Origin of the sequence: Stenotrophomonas bentonitica, from assembly GCF_002887735.1 — a bacterium.
GTDB lineage: Bacteria > Pseudomonadota > Gammaproteobacteria > Xanthomonadales > Xanthomonadaceae > Stenotrophomonas > Stenotrophomonas bentonitica_A.
In genome coordinates, this window is the sequence record NZ_PKQP01000005.1 from 97862 (window position 1) to 116136 (window position 18275).

The following is an 18275-nucleotide window of genomic DNA, read 5'->3' on the forward strand; positions in this document are numbered from 1 at the left end:
CCGGCTCAGGCCACGGTGTCGCTGTTGGGGTTCTGCATGTTTTCGGGTGCCTGGCCGTACTGCTGCTTGCGCTGCTGGTGGAAGGCCATGAACTCGGCCGGGGCCAGCGCCTTGGAGAACAGCCAGCCCTGCCCGAACTCCACCTGGCGCGCCTGCAGATAGGCCAGCTGCGCCGGGGTTTCCACGCCTTCGGCCACGGTGAACAGGCCCAGGGTCTTGGCCATGTCGATGATGTGCGAGGTGACCGGGCTGGTCGCGCTGTCAGTGCCGATCGCATCGATGAAGGATTTGTCGATCTTCAACGCATCCAGCGGCAGCTGCTGCAGGTACTGCAGGCTGGAGTAACCGACACCGAAATCATCGATCGCCACGCAGTGCCCCAGCCGCCGCGCATTGGCCAGGCTGGTGCGGGCGCGGCGGACGTCGATGAAGCCACGCTCGGTGGCCTCCAGCCAGATCTGCTGCGGGTGGATGCCGGTGCCGTGCAGCTTGCTGGAGAGCACCTTCAGCGCCCGGCCGCTGCTGACATCCTCGGCGGCCAGGTTGATCGCGATGTGGGCGGTGCGGTCCTGCACCAGCAGCTCGCGCATGTCGGTGATCACATGGTCGATGACCTGGTCGGTCAGCGCTTCGATCAGGCCGGCCTCTTCGGCCAGCGGAATAAACAGGTCCGGACGCACCAGCGTGCCGTCGGCACGCCGCCAGCGCACCAGCGATTCGGCGCCCACGCAGATGCCGGTGTCCAGTTCGATGATGGGCTGGTAGTGCATGAAGAACTCACGCCGGCGCACCGCCGTGGCCAGCTCGCCCCGCAGCGACAGCCGCCGCCGCGACAGCCACACTACGCCGCCGATCATCGCCAGCGCGCCGAGCACGCCCAACGGGATGAACTGCCCGATCTGGTGGCGGAACGCGGCAACCAGATCGGTCCGCGGCGCCATGGCGATCGCCAGCCACTCCTGGTCCTGCGCGCTGGCGTACAGCGTCTGGCCTTCCAGGCCGCTGGCCGGTTCACGCAGCAGGCGCTGCAGCAAGGCCTCGTCGGGGATGTCCTGCTGGGCGATCAGGCGCCCATCGGGGCTGGCCACCGCCAGGCGCACGTTCGGGTCGACGATCACGTCGACCAGCCGGGCCGGGTCCATGAGGATGTCGTAGCGTCCCAGTTGCAGGGCCAGCAGCGGTTGCTGGGGAGTGCCTGCCAGCGGCCGCACGTCCAGGGTGATGCCCGCGCCTTCGGCGGTGACATAGGCCGGCGGGCGCTGGATGATCTGCGCGTCCATCGGGCCCCAGGACGTGCAGGCCAGCCGGCCGTTCTCGAAATAGCCCACCTGTTCGGCCGAGTGGGTGCGTATCACCAGGCTGCGCATCAGCTGCAGGTGCTCGGGTGAGCACGGTGCCAACGTGCTCTGGTTGAGCTCGCGCAGGGTGGCCAGCGCCGTCTCGTAGGCGCGGTGCGCGCGCTGCAGGGTGCGCTCGGCGGTGGTCTGCAGCCGCACCTGCTCGGATTCGCTGGCGCGGCTCCAGGTGAAATAGAACACGGTGGCGATCGGCACCAGGGCGCCGAGCAGGGCAAGCACTACGGTGGCGGCAATGATCCTGGCGCGGTTCAAGCAGACCTCGATGCCCTGGCGGAGCCCTATATGACCATCAGCGGGCAGGGATTGGAACCATCCGGCCGGGGCGCAATCGTCCTGCCGGCATCACGCGCGGTGGAGCGAGGTGAATCCGTCACATCATCGCCCCGGGCAGTGCCCGGCCACGGCCCCCGCGAACGGCCCGATGGCGACTGGCGCAACGCCTCGCGGAGGTCTATGTTCGGACGCTTCGCCCCTGCCGACGCTGCCCCATGACCGATCCTGCCGTCCCGCCGGAACACCTCCGGCGCAGCCTCTCCAACCGCCACCTGCAGCTGATCGCCATCGGCGGTGCCATCGGCACCGGTCTGTTCATGGGCTCGGGCAAGACCATCAGCCTGGCCGGCCCGTCCATCGTGCTGGTGTACCTGATCATCGGCGCGATGCTGTTCTTCGTCATGCGCGCGATGGGCGAGCTGCTGCTTTCCAACCTGCAGTACAAATCCTTCATCGACTTCTCCACCGACCTGCTCGGGCCGTGGGCCGGGTTCTTCTGCGGGTGGACGTACTGGTTCTGCTGGATCATCACCGCCATCGCCGATGTGATCGCCATCGCCGCGTATGCGCAGTTCTGGTTCCCCGAGCTGGCACCGTGGATACCGGCGCTGCTATGCGTGATCCTGCTGCTCAGCTTCAACCTGGTCACGGTGAAGCTGTTCGGTGAAATGGAATTCTGGTTCGCGCTGATCAAGATCATCGCCATCTGCGCGCTGATCATCACCGGCTTCGGGCTGGTCGCCTGGGGATTCACCGCCCCCTCCGGGCACGTGGCGTCGTTCTCCAACCTGTGGAACGACGGTGGCGTGTTCCCGATGGGCATGGCCGGTTTCTTCGCCGGCTTCCAGATCGCGGTGTTCGCCTTCGTCGGCATCGAACTGGTCGGTACCACCGCGGCCGAAACCGCTGATCCGGAGCGCAACCTGCCCAAGGCGATAAACTCGATCCCGGTGCGCATCCTGGTGTTCTACGTGCTGGCGCTGATCGCGATCATGGCCGTCACCCCATGGCGTGAGGTGGTGCCCGGCAAGAGCCCCTTCGTGGAACTGTTCGTGCTGGCCGGCATTCCCGCCGCGGCCAGCCTGATCAACTTCGTGGTGCTGACCTCGGCCACGTCGTCGGCCAACAGCGGCATCTTCTCAACCAGCCGGATGATGTATGGCCTGGCCGAAGAGGGGCACGCACCGAGCGCGTTCCGGCGCCTGTCGCGCGCGGCGGTGCCGGCGCTGGGGCTGGTGTTTTCCTGCGTGTGCCTGTTGCTGGGCGCCATGCTGATCTATCTGATCCCGAACCTGGTGACCGCGTTCACCTTGGTCACCACGCTGGCCGCGGTGTTGTTCATGTTCGTGTGGTCGTTGATCCTGTGCTCGTACATCGTCTACCGCCGCAAGCGCCCGCACCTGCACGCCGCTTCGGCGTTCAAGATGCCCGGTGGCGTGCTGATGTGCGGGGTGTGCCTGGCCTTCTTCGCCTTCGTGCTGGTGCTGCTGACCCTGCAGCCGGACACGCTGTACGCGCTGGCGATCAGCCCGCTGTGGTTCGCCCTGCTCGGCCTGGGCTACGCCGGCAAGCGGCTGCTGGCCCGCCGCCACTGAGTCAGCGCCGGGCCTGCCAGCGCGGCAGGCCCGGTATTCACCTTCGGTTCGCGCCCCCGGCCGGATGATCGCGCCGCACCCTTCCGTGCCCCGATCCGAGCCCGATGAATCCGACCCTGCCTGCCGCGTTGGCCCTGTTGTCGTTGCTGCTGCCTGGCCTGGCATCGGCGCGCACGGTCTATCGCTGCGTGCAGAGCAACACGGTTAGTCTGGCCACGGCACCCGAGCCCGGCTCCAGGTGCACCCCGCAGCAGATCGACGACAACGCCGTGCAGACCCCCAACCTGTGGGGCAACATGGGCGTCTTCAGCGGCACCCTGTACGAACGTGAGCAGGACGGTGCACTGGTCTACTCGACCCGCAACCTGCCGGGCTCGCGCGTGTTCCTGAAGTTCACCGTGGCCACCCCACCGGGCGAACCGGCGCACGAAGGGCTGGGCAAGGTCGGCACGCCGCAGTTGAACCGACATGCCAAGCAGTTCAAGGCGGCGGCCAAGGCCACCGGCGTGGACGATGCCTGGCTGCGTGCGATCGCCCATGCCGAAAGCGGTTTCGATGCCGGCGCGATCTCACCCAAGGGCGCGCAGGGCGTGATGCAGCTGATGCCCGATACCGCCACCGAATACGGCGTGGCCGATCCGCTCTCGGCCGAGCAGTCGATCAGCGGGGGCGCGCGCTACATGAAGGCGTTGTTGCGCCGGTACAAAGGCGACCGCGTGCTGGCGGCCGCCGCGTACAACGCCGGGATCGGTGCGGTGACCCGCTACAAGGGCGTGCCGCCGTATGCGGAAACGCTGGCCTACGTGGAGAAGGTCAGCGCGCTGTATGTGCGCTATCGCGAAGCGATGGGGTTCAAGGTGGAGACGCCGGCGAAGTAGGCGCTGCTCCGGGGCGAAACGTCACGCGCTGTACCGCGCATGGGTCGCCACGCGGCCCAGCGTGTTCACCGCCGCCTTGACCTCGGCACGCTGCGTGGGCGGCTGCCAGCGCGCGTGGACCATCAGCGCTCCCAGCGTGCAGGGTTTGCAGGCACGCCACGAGCGGCTAAGGTCGTGTCCCGAACAGCAGCAAGGACAGCGATGACGCGCGGACGATGGACGATGGTGGTGCTGATCGCCGCTCTGATGGCGGCAGCGCTGGTTTGGACCTTCCTGCGTGAACCGGCCGCGCCGGCGCCGCCACCGGGCCCGGTGGCGACGGCCCTGGGCTGGACGCCGACAATCAGCGTGCTGGCCGGCGACGGCGTGGGCGGCAGTACGGAAGGCCCCGCAGCCCAGGCGCGCTTCGCCGATCCGTACGGCCTGGCCGTGGACACACATGGCGTGGTCTACATCGCCGATGCCGGCGACAACAACCGCATCCGCCGCGTTCATCCCGACGGTCGCGTGGACACGCTGGCCGGGCAGGGCGAGGGTTGGCGCGATGGCGCCGCCCTGCGGGCGCAGTTCAACACGCCCTCCGGGATCGCACTGGATGCGGGCGGCAATGTCTATGTTGCCGATACCGGCAACCACGTGATCCGCCGCATTGCGGTGGATGGCACGGTAAGCACGCTGGCCGGTGATGGTCAGCGGGGGTTCGTCGATGGCCCGGCCGCCCAGGCGCGCTTCGATGGGCCGATGGGCGTGGCGGTGGATGCGGGCGGCCGCGTCTTCGTGGCCGATACCTACAACGACCGCATCCGCGTCATCGAACCCGATGGACGGGTGCACACCGTGGCCGGTGGCGAGCGTCCGGGCCTGGTCGATGGTATCGGGGCGGCCACCCGCCTGGATACGCCGGTGGCGCTGGCACTGGATCCGCACGGCAACCTGCTGATCGCCGATCTGTTCAACAACGCGATCCGCCAACTCGCCCCGGATGGCACGCTGGGCACCCGGGTCGCCGATGGCGGCCTGCTCAGCGGACCGATGGCGCTGGCGGTGACCCATGACGGGGTGATCTACGCCAGCGACATCAACGGCAAGGTGGTGCAGATCTCGGCCCAGGGCCATCAGCTGGCACTGGCCGGGGTACCGCCGCAGCCCCGCTTTGCGCGGCCCACCGCACTCGCGCTGGATGCCGAGGGCGGCCTCTATCTGGCCGATGCCGCCTCCTACCGTGTGCACCGGCTGCGTGCCCTCGGGCCTGGGCAGACGGCGCCGCCGGCGTTGATCGGCCCGGCACCGGACGCTCCTTTGCCCGACACCGCCGGCCGGTGGCCACTGGCCCCGCAGGACGGGTGGCACGAAGTGGTGGGCACGTTGGGTGAGGTGCGCGGGGACTTCAAAGGCGAGAGTCGGCACCATCTGCATGGCGGGTTCGATATCCGCGGCGATGTCGGCCAGCCGGTGTTGGCGATCGCCGATGGCAAGGTCGATACGCCGTTCGCGGCGTGGTCGGTCGGCGGCCAGGCCGAAGGCCTTTCGCTGGGCCGGCTCAAATACATCCATATGAAGGTTGGCCGCGATCCGCGCGATCGGCCGTTCGATGCGCGCTGGCAGCAGGTGTCCGGTGAGGACGGCAAGCTCGAACGCATCCGCGTGCGTCGCGGCACCCGGTTCGCCGCCGGCGAAGCCTTGGGCAGCATCAACCGGATGGCGCATGTCCACCTGAGCGTGGGCGCCAGTGGTTTCGAGCGCAATGCGGTGGCACTGGGCTTCACCGGTTACGCCGATACGTTCGCGCCGCGCATCACCGAGGTCGCCGTGCTGGACGACCTGGACCAGCCGGTCAAGGCGGGTGCCGACGGGCGCGTCGCGATCCCGCGCCAGGGGCCGGGCGTGCAGATCGTGGTGGAGGCGTGGGACCAGGTGGACCGCAATCTGCCACGGCGCCGGTTGGGCCTGTACCAGGTCGGCTACCAGGTCCTGGATGCGCAGGGCCAGCCGCTGGCCGGGTACGAGCAGCCGCGCTTCAACATCGTGTTCAACCGGATGCCGCGCGAAGACAGCGCCACCCGCGTGGCCTACGCGCCGGACAGCGGCATCACCGTGCATGGCAGCGCGGTCACCCGGTTCCGCTACCTGGTCACCAACTCGGTGCGCGATGGGCTGGTCGAGACCGGACGCTGGCAACCGGATGCACTGCCGGCCGGCGAGTACATCCTGCGGGCCAGTGCGCGCGACTACAGCGGCAATGAGGCCATCGGCCCGCGCGAGCTGAAGATCACGCTGTTGCCTTGAGCGGTGTCAGGCGCCGACGCGCACGCGTTCGGCGTCCATGTCGGCCAGCGGGCGTACCTCGATGCTGCCGAAGCGCGACCACGGGAACTGCTGCGCGATGCGCATCGCCTCGGCGTGGTCGGGTGCGTTGATCAGGTTGAAGCCGGCCAGCAGTTCGTGGGTTTCGGCGAACGGGCCATCGGTGATGCGGGTCTGGCCCTGGCGCACGCGCAGCGTGCGCGCGCTGTCCACCGGTTCCAGCTTCTGGGCGAGCACCAGGGTGCCCTCGGCCTGCAGGCGGTCGGCGTGGTGCAGGCAGTCATGCATCAGGCGGTCGTATTCGTCGCCGGGCAGGGCCTGCAACAGGCCCTCGTCGATATAGATCAGCAGAAGAAATTGCATGGCCGGACCAGGGTGGGCGGGGAAACCGCATGATGCCCCAGCCCGCGGTCGTGGCGTGTTGCAGCGCCGCAGCGCGGCCCTGTTCAGCGACGAAAAAATAGTTCGTCGTGCGTGTCGATTTCCATCCCCTTGGCACGTTGTATCCAGTGAACGGCCCGGGTTCCGGGCTGGCACACAGGAGCACCCCGTGAAAGTCATGGTACTGGTCAAGGCAACCGCCGCCACCGAGGCCGGTCAATTGCCGACCGAGCAGGAAATCCGCGCGATGGGCGCGTACAACGAGCAGTTGGTCCAGGCCGGGATCATGCTGGCCGGCGAGGGCCTGCACCCGACCTCGCGCGCCCGCCGCGTGGCCTTCGGCAGCGAGCCGCCGCGGGTGATCGATGGGCCGTTCGCCGAAACCCGCGAGCTGGTCTGCGGGTTCTGGCTGTGGCAGGTCCGCTCGCTGGACGAGGCCACCGAGTGGCTCAAGCGCGCGCCGTTCGCCGCTGGCGATGTGGTCGAGTTGCGGCCGATCCTCAGTGCCGAGGATTTCGGCGCCGCCTTCACTCCCGAATTACAGGCGCAGGAACAGCGTCTGCGCGACCAGATCGGCACGGCCGACTAATCCACCCCGCATCCCTGGAGCATTCCCATGAAACTGATTCCGTTCCTCGGCTTCAACGGCAAGACCCATGACGCCATGGCCTTCTACGCGCAGGTGCTGGGCGGCAAGGTCACCTCGGAAATGAAGTACCGCGACATGCCGCCCATGGAAAGCAAGGAGGGCTGTGGCGAGATGCCGCCGGAGACACTGGACCACGTCGCGCACAGCCAACTGGAGGTGGGCTCGGCGATCCTGATGGCCGCCGACGGCCCGTCGCCCGACGGGCAGGGCAGCACCACGATCAACATCGATGTGGACTCGATCGAGGAGGCCGAGCGCGTGTTCAACGCGCTGGCCGACGGGGGCGAGATCAAGATGCCGATCACCGAAACCTTCTGGGCCCATCGTTGGGGTTTTCTGATCGACCGTTACGGCAAGCCGTGGATGGTCAACTGCATGAAGCAGCCCTGAATCTTTCGTTCAACAGGAACCATCCACATGACCAACGCTACGCAGCAGATGATCTTCGTGAACCTCCCGGTGCGCGACCTGGAGGCGTCCAAGACGTTCTTCGCCGCCCTGGGATACACCTTCAACCCGACCTTCACCGATGAGAACGCAGCCTGCATGATCATCAGCGACAGCATCTTCGTGATGTTGCTGGTGGAGACGTTCTTCGCGCAGTTCACGACCCAGCCGATCAGTGATGCGCGCCGCCAGACCGAGGTGATCACCTGCCTGTCGGCGCAGAGCCGCCAGGCGGTCGACGGGCTGGTGGACAAGGCGCTGAAGGCCGGTGCCCGCGAGCCGCAGCCGGCGCGCGATTACGGTTTCATGTACCAGCGGGGCTTCCAGGACCTGGATGGGCACCTGTGGGAGATCGCGCACATGGACGGCGAACCGGGGTGATGGCACGCCGCGGTGCGGCTTGTGCGCCGGCCGCACCGGTGCTCTGATCAGCCGCATGGACACGGCACTGACGCAACGACTGGAGACGATCTGGCGCATGGAGTCGCCAGTGTTGACCGCCCGCCTGACCCGCCTGCTCGGCGGCGATGTCGGCCGTGCCGAAGAGCTGGTCCAGGACACCTGGCTGGCCGCGCTGGAGCGCTGGCCCAGCCAGGGTGTGCCGGACAATCCCGGAGCGTGGCTGATGACCACTGCGCGCAACCGCGCCATCGATGTGCTGCGCCAGCACCAGCGCGTCGCCGGCCAGCACGCGCAGTTCACTAGTGCGCTGGCGCCGCTGCCGTTGCCGGCGCCGGACGACAGCGATGCGCTGGAAGACGACATCGGCGATGACCTGCTGCGGCTGATGTTCGTTGCCTGTCATCCGGTGCTGGCCGCCGACGCGCGTGTCGCGCTGACGCTACGACTGCTCGGCGGCCTGACCACCGATGAGATCGCACGCGCGTTCCTCGCGCCGGAGCCCACCATTGCCCAGCGCATCGTGCGCGCCAAGCGCACGCTGGCGCACAAGCAGGTGCCATTCGAAGTGCCGCGCCAGGCGGCGTTGCCGGAGCGCCTGGCCTCGGTGCTGGAGGTGGTCTACCTGATCTTCAACGAAGGCTATGCGGCCAGTGCCGGCGATGACTGGATGCGCCCGGCCCTGTGCGACGAAGCGCTGCGGCTGGGCCGCGTGCTCGCCAGTCGGTTGCCGACCTGGCCGCAGGTGCAGGGGCTGCTCGCCCTGATGGAACTGCAGGCCTCGCGCACCGCCGCCCGCACCGATGCCACCGGTACGCCGATCCTGTTGCCTGACCAGGACCGCACGCGCTGGGACTGGCTGCAGATCGCGCGTGGCCAGGCCGCGCTGCAGCAGGCGATGGCGCTGGGCGGCGGTGACGATCCCTATGCGCTGCAGGCCGCCATCGCCGAGTGTCACGCACGCGCTCGCCGCGCCGAAGACACCGACTGGGCGCGGATGACCACGCTGTACGCACGCCTGGCGCAGCGGCAGCCCTCGCCGGTGATTGCGTTGAACCATGCGGTCGCCCTGTCGCGGGCGCAGGGCGCGGCGGCCGCATGGCCGTTGGTCGACGCACTCGGTGACGATGCGCGGCTGCGCGACTATGCGCCGCTGGCTGCGGTGCAGGGCGACCTGCTGGCCCAGCTGGGGCGGCACGCCGAAGCACGGGCGGCATTCCAGCGTGCGGCCGCGCTGACCGCGAATGCGCGTGAGAAGGCGATGCTGCTGGCCCGTGCGGCAGCCGTGTAGACCGGCACTGCACTGCGCGGCGGCTCTGGCCTACACTCGGGCGATTGTCGGTCAGTCATGAGGTGCAGCGTGAAGCGTGTGGTAATCAGCCTGTTGGCGTTGTCGGTGTCGTCGGCCTTGATGGCCGCCACCCCCAAATTCGATGGCGCGCGGATCTCCGCCGACGTCAAGGAACTGGCGTCGGACGCCTACGAAGGCCGCTCGCCGGCCACTGCCGGTGAAGAGAAGACCATCGCCTTCCTGAGCAAGCAGTTCGCAGCGGCGGGCCTGCAGCCGGGCGGCGACCTCAAGGACGGCAAGCGCCTGTGGACCCAGGCCGTGCCGCTGCTCAAGGGCGATATCGTCGGCACCCCGAGCCTGTCGTTGAGCAGCAAGGGCAAGCCCCAGACGCTGAGCCAGGGCAAGGAAATCGCTGTACGCGCCGCGATGAACGGGGCCAGCGCGGTGGACATCAAGAACGCGCCGCTGGTCTTCCTCGGCTACGGCGTCAAGGCCGCCGAGCGCAACTGGGACGATTTCAAGGGCGTGGACCTGAAGGGCAAGATCGCCGTCGTGCTGATCAACGACCCGGACTTCGAAACCGGCCAGGGCGACTTCGACGGCAAGGGCATGACCTACTACGGTCGCTGGACCTACAAGTACGAGGAAGGCGCGCGCCAGGGCGCCCTCGGCGTGCTGATCGTGCACGAGACCGCGCCGGCCTCGTACGGCTGGGCCACCGTGGCCGGCTCCAACACCAACACCATGTTCGACGTGGTCCGCGACAACCCGGCCGAGGCGCATCCGCTGCTGGAAGGCTGGATCCAGCGCGATCTGGCGGTGGAGCTGTTCAAGCGTTCGGGCCTGGATTTCGAGGCGCTCAAGAAGCAGGCGCAGACCCGTGATTTCAAGCCGGTGGAGCTGAAGGGCGAGACCTTCTCGGCCAAGTACGCGGTCAAGACCGAGGTGATCACCTCGCACAACGTGGCCGCGCGCCTGGAAGGCAGCAAGCATCCCGACGAGACGGTGATCTACAGCGCCCACTGGGACCACATCGGCGTGGGCAAGCCGGACGCGAACGGTGACACCATCTTCAACGGCGCGCTGGACAACGCCAGCGGCACCGCCTCGCTGATCGAACTGGCCCGTGGCTTCGCCAAGGGCAAGCGCCCGGAGCGGTCGGTGCTGTTCCTGGCCGTGACCGCCGAGGAAAAGGGCCTGCTCGGCTCGGAGTACTACGCCACCCACCCGCTGTACCCGCTGGGCAAGACCGTTGCGCTGATCAACATGGACGGCATGGCGCCTTTCAGCCCCTCGCGTGACTTCGGCATCTACGGCTCGGCCAAGCTGGAACTGCTGGACCAGCTCAAAGACGTCGCCAAGGGCTGGGACATCCGCTACACGCCGGACCCGAAGCCGGAAGCCGGCCTGTTCTTCCGCTCCGATCACTTCCCGTTCGCCAAGCGTGGCGTGCCGGCAGTGTCGTACTCGGCGGGCCAGGATTGGGTGGAGGGGGGCGTGGCGGCCGGCAAGGCCGCTTCGGATGACTACACCGCCAAGCGCTATCACCAGCAGGGCGACGAGTGGCAGCCGGACTGGACCTTCGCCGGCGCCTCGCGCGATCTGGAAGTGCTGTACACGCTGGGCAACCAGCTGGCCAACTCGCGCGCCTGGCCGAACTGGAGCGAAGACTCCCAGTTCCGCGCCCCGCGTGACGCCAGCGCCGCCGAGCGGAAATAAGGCGCGTCCGGCCGGCACGCCGGCCGGACCCCCGCTGTAGAGCCACGCCATGCGTGGCTTCGCGGTCTCGAACCCAGACGTAGAGCCACGCCATGCGTGGCTTCGCGGTTCCGAACCCAGACGTAGAGCCACGCCATGCGTGGCTTCGCGGTTCCGGAAGAAAGCCAGCCACCCATGGGGTGGCTCTACACCGCTTCGTCCCACCATTCCCTGCCTTCGTCGCATGCCGCTTGTTCCCGCTGGCGGCGGGGCTATGCTCGCCTCACTCCCTATGTGATGACGCCGCCGTGTTCGCCAGCCTCTCCCTGATCTTCCGCATTCTGTTGGCCTGGGCCGCCGCCATCGTGGTGGCGGGGTTTGTCTGGAGTGGCTTCTTCCATGGCATGGACGAAGGCCCCGGCTGGGTGTTCGGCCTGCTGGCCCTGTTCGTGATGGTGACCGCCCTGGGCAGCTGCATCGCCCATATCCGGCGCGTGCAGCACGTCGCCGGACGCCTGGACGCGGCCACCCTGTCCAGCCGCCAGCGCCGCCAGATCGAGGTGCCGATGGACGCCGGCCCGGCCTTCGCCTTGGTCGAGGCCGCCATCGCCGAGCTGCCACGCGTGGAAGACATCGAAAGTGCGCCCGGCAGCCTGCAGGTCCGTGCCTATGTGCGCCGCGTGGATCCCTACAACGGCCGCCCGCCGTCCCGCTGGAACCTGCCTGCGCGGCTGGCGATCAAGCGCAACAGCGTGCTCGCCACGGTCACGCCGGGGCAGGGCACCAGCAGCGTGACCCTGCTGTTCGAGCCCGATGCCGGGGTCTGGGCCGATCTGCTGGCGGTCGACGAAGGCAGCAACCACGAGAACGCCGAAGCGGTCGGCCGTGCGATCACCCGCCGGGTGGCCGAGCAGCGCCGCGACGAGCAGGCCGCCGCCGAGCAGACCGCGACCGAGAAGGAACTGTCGGTGGCCAAGCTCAACCTGCTGCACGCCCAGGTCGAGCCGCACTTCCTCTACAACACGCTGGCCAACGCGCAGGTGCTGACCCGCACCGATCCGCCGCGCGCCGACCAGATGCTCGGGCACCTGATCCAGTACCTGCGCAGCTCGCTTCCCAGCGTGGAGGAATCGATGTCGACCCTGGGCGTGGAGCTGGAGCGCACCCAGGCCTACCTGGAAATCCTCAAGATCCGCATGGGCGCCCGCTTGGCCCTGCAGGTGGACGTGCCCCCGGCCCTGCTCAGCCTGCCGCTGCCCTCGATGGCGCTGCAGACCCTGGTCGAGAACGCGATCAAACACGGCCTGGAACCCAAACCCGGCGGCGGCACGGTGTGGATCATCGCGCGCGCCTTCGAGGACCATGTCACCCTCACCGTGGCCGACGACGGCCTCGGGTTCGGGCAGGGCACCAGTGGTACCGGGATCGGCCTGAAGAACCTGCGCGAACGCCTGCGCCTGACCTGCGGTGAGCACGCTGGCGTGGCGATCGTGTCCAATTTCCCCACCGGCGTGGCAGCGACGATCACCCTGCCGCGCGATGCCCGCGAGGCGATCCATGCAGCTTGACGCCCTCATTGCCGAAGACGAAGACCTGCTGCGCCAGTCGCTGGTCGCGCAGCTGCAGCGGTTGTGGCCGGAACTGCGGCTGGTGGCCGAATGCGAGGACGGTGCCAGTGCGCTGGAGCGTCTGGCCGAGCTGAAGCCGGACCTGGCCCTGCTCGACATCCGCATGCCCGGCATCACCGGTATCGAGGTGGCCCGCGCGCTGCCCGAGATCAGCCCGCGCACCCAGGTGGTGTTCGTCACCGCCTACGACCAGTATGCGATCGACGCCTTCGAACAGGGTGCGATCGACTACCTGCTCAAGCCGGTCAGCGATGAGCGCCTGCTGGCCACGCGCGAGCGGATCCTGGCCCGCATGCAGCTCGGCCGCCCGGACAGCGGCATGCTCGAGCAGCTGCTGCAGCGCCTCGGCAATCAGCCCGCCGCCGCCTCAAGCGCGCCGCCTTTGGCCTGGATCACCGCCAGCAACGGCCGCGACACGCAGCTGATCATGCTCGAAGATGTGATCTACTTCCGTGCGGACAGCAAATACACCACCGTGGTCACCGAGCAGGGTGAAAGCCTGCTGCGCACCTCGCTGCGTGAACTGCTGGATGCGCTCGATCCGCAACGTTTCCGCCAGATCCACCGCTCCACCATCGTGAACATGAAGGCGGTCGCCGCGGTCACCCGCGATGACACCGGCCGCGGCCAGCTGCGCTTGAAGCACCGCACCGAAGTGCTCAACGTCAGCCAGCCCTTCATGAGCCTGTTCCGCGGGATGTAACGCGCCTTTCCTTTCGTCTGGAGCCTGCCATGCGTACCGCCGTTGTCGCCAGTCTCTGCGTGTTGATGCTGGCGGCCTGCCAGCAATCGAACAACACCTCCGTCACCCGCATCCGCGCCAACGGCGTGGATACGCTGTACAGCAAAACCACGGTCGACAACGGCGTGGCCAGCTTCGACTGCATCGCCAGCAGCAGTGGCCACTGCCACTACCTGGTGCTGGATGCGCGCTGCGGGAAGGACAAGGACTGCGCCTATCCGCCCCTGCACCGGCTGTCGGTGGCAGTCGGCAAGACCGAGCAGATGGCGGGGTTGCCGGCTGGCTTCCAGCATTGCGTCAGCGCGGTCCAGAAAGAACAATGCCACCGTGAGTGATCACGGTGGCATCGTGGCTCCCCCCGCGTTTCAGTAGGGTCAGAACGCGGGCTGCAGATGCAGGTTGGTGCCGTTGGGCTGCTCGCCGACATGATTGAGCTGGCCCACCAGTTCGGTGTGCTGCTTCATCCGGCCGATCTCGCGCATGATGCGGATGTCCTCGTGGCGCAGCTCGCGCTTGGCGCTCACCGCCTGCTTGTAATCCAGGACTTCCGGATAGTGCTGGGCCATGTCCAGCGCCTCGGCCACGCATTCGACCGTATCGGCATCGGAGGTGATCCGGGCGCGGCTGTTGAAGGCCTTCATCCAGCGCTCGAAGCCGGCGGTGTGATCGAACATGTTGGCCATGAACCAGATCACGAACAGGATCGACACCCATGAACCGAACACGATCACCACGCGGGTGAAGGTGATATGGAAGTCATCCTTCCACAGGTAGTTGCTGATCAGGCCGAGGATGAGCAGGGAGGACGCCTGCCAGCCCACGATCGAGGCCATCAGCCACTGGCCCTTGGCTTTGGCCAGTACCGCGACTTCTTCGCGGATCTGCTGTTCACTCTTGTTACGCCAATGCGCGACCTGTTTTTCGAACGGGCTGCTGTACAGCTCGTTATCCTGCAACAGCAGACCCAAACCTTTGAACAAAGCGATCATGACGAGCTCCTTCTGGAACGTGCGGCAGCGCATTGGACGACGTTGTGGCGTATCCAGTTCTAGCACTTTCACGGCGCTTGGCAATGGGCAAAGCGCAAAGATCCGGCGCCATTTCTGCCTGAATGGGCAAACCCGCAGCGGATTTGCGCACTGCGGCACGTAAATCGCCGGGTAAATACGGCTTGGACGGCGGCTCCCATGCTGCATCTGCACAATGCGCAGGCCCTGTCGGGCACCCGCCTCGCCAGCCCCACCGGTATCACGCAGAATTGACGCATCCGCGCGAAATGCCGGTCCGCTCGCCCTCGGTACTGCTGATGTCCTCCCTGCTGCGTTCGCTTGCCCGCCCTGCCACCGCCCCCATACGCCGCTGGGTGCTGGGCGCCTTCCCCCGCGGCCAAAGCGGGATCGACTACGACCACCCGCTGGGCGACCCCGGCTGGTTCGGCCCCGACAGCATCACCTGGCGGGTGCATGCCGAGTTTCCCGGCATGCTCGCCGGCGGCCTGTGCGCCCTGATGCTGCAGACCCTGCATCCGCTGGCCCTGGCCGGTGTGTACGACCACTCCAACTTCCGCGATGACCTGGTCGGCCGCCTGCGCCGCACCACCGCGTTCGTCGCGGGAACGACCTACGCATCCACCGCGGAAGTCGAGGCGTTGATCGCCAAGGTGACCCGCATCCATGCCCAGGTGCGCGGTCACACCGCCGATGGCCGCGCGTATTCCGCCGACGATCCCGCGCTGCTCACCTGGGTGCACGTCACTGAAGCGTACGGCTTCCTGCAGGGCTGCCGACGCTATTGCCGCGACGTGCCTACGGCGGTCGCCGACCGGTACTACCGTGAGTACAAGCGCGTGGCCGAAGCGCTTGGCGCTGTAGACGTTCCCGCGTCGGAAGCGGAGGTGGACGCGTACTTCGCGCGCCAGCAATCGCAGCTGGTGTTCGATGCGCGCTCGCGCGAGGTGCTGGCGGTCCTGTCAGGCATCCGCCTGCCGGTGCCGATGGCGGGTCTCTCGCGTGAGCTGTTCCTCGGTGCAGGTGCAGCGCTGCTGCCGGACTGGGCGACCGCGATGATCCAGCGCACGCCGATGCAGCGTGCGCAGTCGCGGGCGTCGGCGGTGATGCTCAAAGGCATGGCGCCGTTGTTCCGGCGCGCGCTGCAGGACGGGCTGGCGACGCGGGCGTGCACGCGGATGGGTGTGTCGGCTGGGGTGCTTGCTGATTGGCCTTGAAGCGGCAAGTGCCCTGTGTCCGCTGGTTGGGTCGGGCACGCACAGGCTTCCGGGACCCGCTGCTCTACAGCGAAAAAAAAACGGGCGCCGAAGCGCCCGTTCTCTCATCTCAGCAACGTGCGATGACGCACCTCACCACACCTTGACCCGCTTCTCCGGCGCCAGGTACAGCTTCTGGCCTTCCTTCACCTCGAAGGCCGGATACCACGCATCCAGATTGCGCACCGTCAACGCACGGAACTGGCCCGGCGCATGCACATTGGTCAACAGCGAATTGCGCAGCGCCTGCTCACGCGCCTTGCTCCGCCATGCCTGCGCAAACCCCAGGAAGAACCGCTGATCCGGCGTGAAGCCTTCCAGCGTCTGGCCCGGCTTGCCCTGCAGCGACAACTGATACGCATCGTAGGCCGTCGAAAGACCTGCCACGTCCGCAATGTTCTCGCCCAGCGTCAGACGACCATTCACCGATACCCCCGGGAACGGTGTGTAGCTGCTGAACTGCGCCGCCAGTGCATCGCCGGCCGCGTTGAACTTCTTCAGATCTTCGGGCGTCCACCAGTTCTGCAGCTTGCCCGTCTCATCGAACAGCGCACCGGCATTGTCGAAACCGTGGCTGATCTCATGGCCGATCACCGCACCGATCGCGCCGTAGTTCACCGCATCATCGGCCGCGCCGTCGAAGAACGGCGGCTGCAGGATCGCGGCCGGGAACACCAGGCGGTTTTCCAGTGGCACGTTCATCGCATTGATGGTCTGCGGCAGCATCGCCCACTCGCTGTGATCCACCGGCTTGCCCAGCTTGGCGATGTTGCGGCGGTACTCGAACAGCTCCGCACGCTCGGCATTGCCCAACGCGTCATCGCGCTTGATCTCAAGACCGGCGTAGTCGCGCCACTTGTCCGGGTAGCCCATGCCCACGGTCAGGCCATCCACCTTGGCCTTGGCACGCGCCTTGGTCTGCGGCGACATCCACTCCAGCGCATCGATGCGCTTGGCGAACGCGGCGATGATGTTCTTGGCCATCGCGTCCGCGCGCGCCTTGGTGGCCGGATCGAAATGACGTTCGACGTACAGCTTGCCGATCGCTTCGCCGACGGCATGGTTGCTGTCATCCACCGCACGCTTCCAGCGCTCGCTCTGCTGCGGGGTGCCGTTGAGCGTGGTGCCGTGGAAGGCGAAGCGCGCATCGGCAAACGACTTGGGCAGGTACGGCGCGGCGCGGTCCAGCGCATGGAAGGCCAAGTAGTCCTTCCAGACCTCCAGCGGCTCGGTGGCGACCAGGCGCGAGATGCCCGCGACGGCCTTGGGCTGCCACACGATGAAGTCCTGCTGGGCGTCCAGCCCGGCCGAGGCCAGGAACGCGTTCCAGTCCATGCCCGGTGCCTTGGCGCTCAGGTCGGTCTGCTTCCAGGCGTTGGCGCCCTTGGCGACGTCGTTGGTGTCTTCCTGGGTGGCGTGGACCTGGGCGATCCTGGTCTCCAGCGCGAGGATGCGCTGCGCCTTGGCGGCCGGATCGGCGACGCCGGCCAGCTGCAGGACCTGGGCGATGTAGGCCTGGTACTGCTTGCGGATCTCGGCCATGCGGCCACCCTGCAGGTAGAAATCACGGTCCGGCAGGCCCAGACCGCCCTGCACCAGGTACGGCGCGGTGCGGTCCGGCTGCAGCAGATCCACCGAGACCCACACGCCGAACAGGCGGTCGGTGTAGAAGTTGGTGGCGTTGAGCAGGTCCACGTCGGCGCGCAGCGTGCCGCCGAGCGCGGTGGCCAGCGCGGCCTTGTCGTTGATGCCGGCGATGGCGTCCAGTTCCGGTTTGACCGGGGCGACGCCACGCGACTCGATGCCGCTCTCGTCCATGAAGGCGGCGTAGTAATCGCCGATCAGCTTGGCCTCGCCCTCGGCCTTTGTGTCGGCCGCAGCGCCTTCGAGGATCGCGCGGGTGTCGGCCAGGGTTTTTTCGGAGATGACGTTGAAGCTGCCGTAGCTGGAGCGGTCGGCCGGGATCTCGGTGTTCTTGACCCAGGTACCGTTGGCGAAGCCGAAGAAGTCATCGCCGGCGGCGACGCTGCGGTCCATGCCGGCGGCGTCGAAGCCGAAGCTGCCCAGCTGCGGCTTGGGCGCGGCCGGTTCGGCCGGGGTGGTCTCGGGGGCGGACGCGGCCGGTGCAGTGGCCTCGCGGTCGCAGGCGGCCAGGCTCAGCGACAGGCTGGCGGCAATGGCGAGCATCAGGGTGGGGCGGCGCAGCTTGGACATTGAGCTTCTCAGCAACGGAAACACCCAAGTCTAATCCCGTACCGGGCGCGCGGTTATGCCGGCTTCGGCGGCATCGGGTACCGGGTGTGCCGGTCTTCCGGGTTCACCGATGTGAACCCTGGCCGCGGTGCTTCCCGTGCCGTACGCGCTGGTGC

General features: G+C 67.6%; 16 protein-coding genes. 12 read left to right on the forward strand and 4 right to left on the reverse strand.

Annotated elements, in window-relative coordinates:
* Positions 1-5: 5 nt before the first annotated feature.
* Positions 6-1610 (reverse strand): EAL domain-containing protein, encoded by a 1605-nt coding sequence (locus C0R07_RS11315; RefSeq protein WP_046272892.1) that lies wholly within the window; start codon positions 1608-1610, stop codon positions 6-8.
* A gap of 236 nt (positions 1611-1846) precedes the next feature.
* Between C0R07_RS11315 and cycA the strand changes: the two genes are divergently transcribed.
* The 3 genes from cycA (at position 1847) to C0R07_RS11330 (ending at position 6390) form a co-directional block, all read left to right on the forward strand.
* Positions 1847-3226: a D-serine/D-alanine/glycine transporter gene (gene cycA / locus C0R07_RS11320; RefSeq protein ID WP_102788951.1), complete on the forward strand. Its 1380-nt coding sequence runs from the start codon at positions 1847-1849 to the stop codon at positions 3224-3226.
* Positions 3227-3330: 104 nt separating this feature from the next.
* On the forward strand, positions 3331-4104 hold the full coding sequence (locus C0R07_RS11325; protein WP_070426523.1) for a lytic transglycosylase domain-containing protein: 774 nt from the start codon (positions 3331-3333) through the stop codon (positions 4102-4104).
* 201 nt (positions 4105-4305) lie between these two features.
* Complete coding sequence (locus tag C0R07_RS11330; RefSeq protein WP_254427825.1) at positions 4306-6390, forward strand: NHL repeat-containing protein; 2085 nt, start codon at positions 4306-4308, stop codon at positions 6388-6390.
* Positions 6391-6396: 6 nt separating this feature from the next.
* Here the strand turns inward: C0R07_RS11330 and C0R07_RS11335 are convergent, their stop codons facing one another.
* Positions 6397-6771 (reverse strand): YciI family protein, encoded by a 375-nt coding sequence (locus C0R07_RS11335; protein WP_019185729.1) that lies wholly within the window; start codon positions 6769-6771, stop codon positions 6397-6399.
* A 187-nt stretch (positions 6772-6958) separates the two neighbouring features.
* Here C0R07_RS11335 and C0R07_RS11340 point away from each other — a divergent pair, with 187 nt between their 5' ends.
* The 8 genes from C0R07_RS11340 (at position 6959) to C0R07_RS11375 (ending at position 13978) form a co-directional block, all read left to right on the forward strand.
* Complete coding sequence (locus C0R07_RS11340; RefSeq protein ID WP_019185730.1) at positions 6959-7378, forward strand: YciI family protein; 420 nt, start codon at positions 6959-6961, stop codon at positions 7376-7378.
* Between the two features lie 27 nt (positions 7379-7405).
* On the forward strand, positions 7406-7828 hold the full coding sequence (locus C0R07_RS11345; RefSeq protein WP_102788953.1) for a VOC family protein: 423 nt from the start codon (positions 7406-7408) through the stop codon (positions 7826-7828).
* Between the two features lie 27 nt (positions 7829-7855).
* Entirely contained in the window at positions 7856-8266 is a 411-nt protein-coding gene (locus C0R07_RS11350; RefSeq protein ID WP_070426526.1) for a VOC family protein, read from the forward strand.
* A gap of 55 nt (positions 8267-8321) precedes the next feature.
* The gene (locus C0R07_RS11355; protein WP_102789030.1) at positions 8322-9575 is read left to right on the forward strand and encodes an RNA polymerase sigma factor; all 1254 of its coding nucleotides are present in this window, start codon (positions 8322-8324) and stop codon (positions 9573-9575) included.
* 69 nt (positions 9576-9644) lie between these two features.
* Positions 9645-11294, forward strand: coding sequence for a M28 family metallopeptidase (locus tag C0R07_RS11360; RefSeq protein ID WP_019185734.1), 1650 nt, complete (start codon positions 9645-9647; stop codon positions 11292-11294).
* 287 nt (positions 11295-11581) lie between these two features.
* Positions 11582-12841, forward strand: a complete 1260-nt coding sequence (locus C0R07_RS11365) for a sensor histidine kinase (RefSeq protein ID WP_046272900.1) — start codon at positions 11582-11584, stop codon at positions 12839-12841.
* Complete coding sequence (locus C0R07_RS11370) at positions 12831-13604, forward strand: LytR/AlgR family response regulator transcription factor (protein WP_019185736.1); 774 nt, start codon at positions 12831-12833, stop codon at positions 13602-13604. Before C0R07_RS11365 ends, C0R07_RS11370 begins: the two co-directional genes overlap by 11 nt.
* A 29-nt stretch (positions 13605-13633) precedes the next feature.
* On the forward strand, positions 13634-13978 hold the full coding sequence (locus C0R07_RS11375; protein WP_070471629.1) for a hypothetical protein: 345 nt from the start codon (positions 13634-13636) through the stop codon (positions 13976-13978).
* A gap of 39 nt (positions 13979-14017) precedes the next feature.
* On the opposite strand, the gene C0R07_RS11380 is transcribed toward C0R07_RS11375, so the two are convergent.
* The gene (locus C0R07_RS11380; RefSeq protein ID WP_026070179.1) at positions 14018-14632 is read right to left on the reverse strand and encodes a hypothetical protein; all 615 of its coding nucleotides are present in this window, start codon (positions 14630-14632) and stop codon (positions 14018-14020) included.
* Positions 14633-14949: 317 nt separating this feature from the next.
* On the opposite strand from C0R07_RS11380, the gene C0R07_RS11385 reads away from it, so the two are divergent.
* On the forward strand, positions 14950-15867 hold the full coding sequence (locus C0R07_RS11385; protein ID WP_102789031.1) for an oxygenase MpaB family protein: 918 nt from the start codon (positions 14950-14952) through the stop codon (positions 15865-15867).
* A 132-nt stretch (positions 15868-15999) separates the two neighbouring features.
* On the opposite strand, the gene C0R07_RS11390 is transcribed toward C0R07_RS11385, so the two are convergent.
* Complete coding sequence (locus C0R07_RS11390) at positions 16000-18120, reverse strand: M13 family metallopeptidase (RefSeq protein ID WP_070471630.1); 2121 nt, start codon at positions 18118-18120, stop codon at positions 16000-16002.
* Positions 18121-18275: the final 155 nt, after the last annotated feature.

Excerpts from the sequence above, each read along its gene's own strand:
- C0R07_RS11390 (WP_070471630.1), bottom strand. The coding sequence starts at position 18,120 with ATGTCCAAGCTGCGCCGCCCCACCCTGATGCTCGCCATTGCCGCCAGC.
- C0R07_RS11355 (WP_102789030.1), top strand. The coding sequence starts at position 8,322 with ATGGACACGGCACTGACGCAACGACTGGAGACGATCTGGCGCATGGAG.
- C0R07_RS11380 (WP_026070179.1), bottom strand. The coding sequence starts at position 14,632 with ATGATCGCTTTGTTCAAAGGTTTGGGTCTGCTGTTGCAGGATAACGAG.
- C0R07_RS11370 (WP_019185736.1), top strand. The coding sequence starts at position 12,831 with ATGCAGCTTGACGCCCTCATTGCCGAAGACGAAGACCTGCTGCGCCAG.
- C0R07_RS11385 (WP_102789031.1), top strand. The coding sequence starts at position 14,950 with ATGTCCTCCCTGCTGCGTTCGCTTGCCCGCCCTGCCACCGCCCCCATA.
- C0R07_RS11330 (WP_254427825.1), top strand. The coding sequence starts at position 4,306 with ATGACGCGCGGACGATGGACGATGGTGGTGCTGATCGCCGCTCTGATG.
- cycA (WP_102788951.1), top strand. The coding sequence starts at position 1,847 with ATGACCGATCCTGCCGTCCCGCCGGAACACCTCCGGCGCAGCCTCTCC.
- C0R07_RS11325 (WP_070426523.1), top strand. The coding sequence starts at position 3,331 with ATGAATCCGACCCTGCCTGCCGCGTTGGCCCTGTTGTCGTTGCTGCTG.
- C0R07_RS11345 (WP_102788953.1), top strand. The coding sequence starts at position 7,406 with ATGAAACTGATTCCGTTCCTCGGCTTCAACGGCAAGACCCATGACGCC.
- C0R07_RS11350 (WP_070426526.1), top strand. The coding sequence starts at position 7,856 with ATGACCAACGCTACGCAGCAGATGATCTTCGTGAACCTCCCGGTGCGC.
- C0R07_RS11335 (WP_019185729.1), bottom strand. The coding sequence starts at position 6,771 with ATGCAATTTCTTCTGCTGATCTATATCGACGAGGGCCTGTTGCAGGCC.
- C0R07_RS11375 (WP_070471629.1), top strand. The coding sequence starts at position 13,634 with ATGCGTACCGCCGTTGTCGCCAGTCTCTGCGTGTTGATGCTGGCGGCC.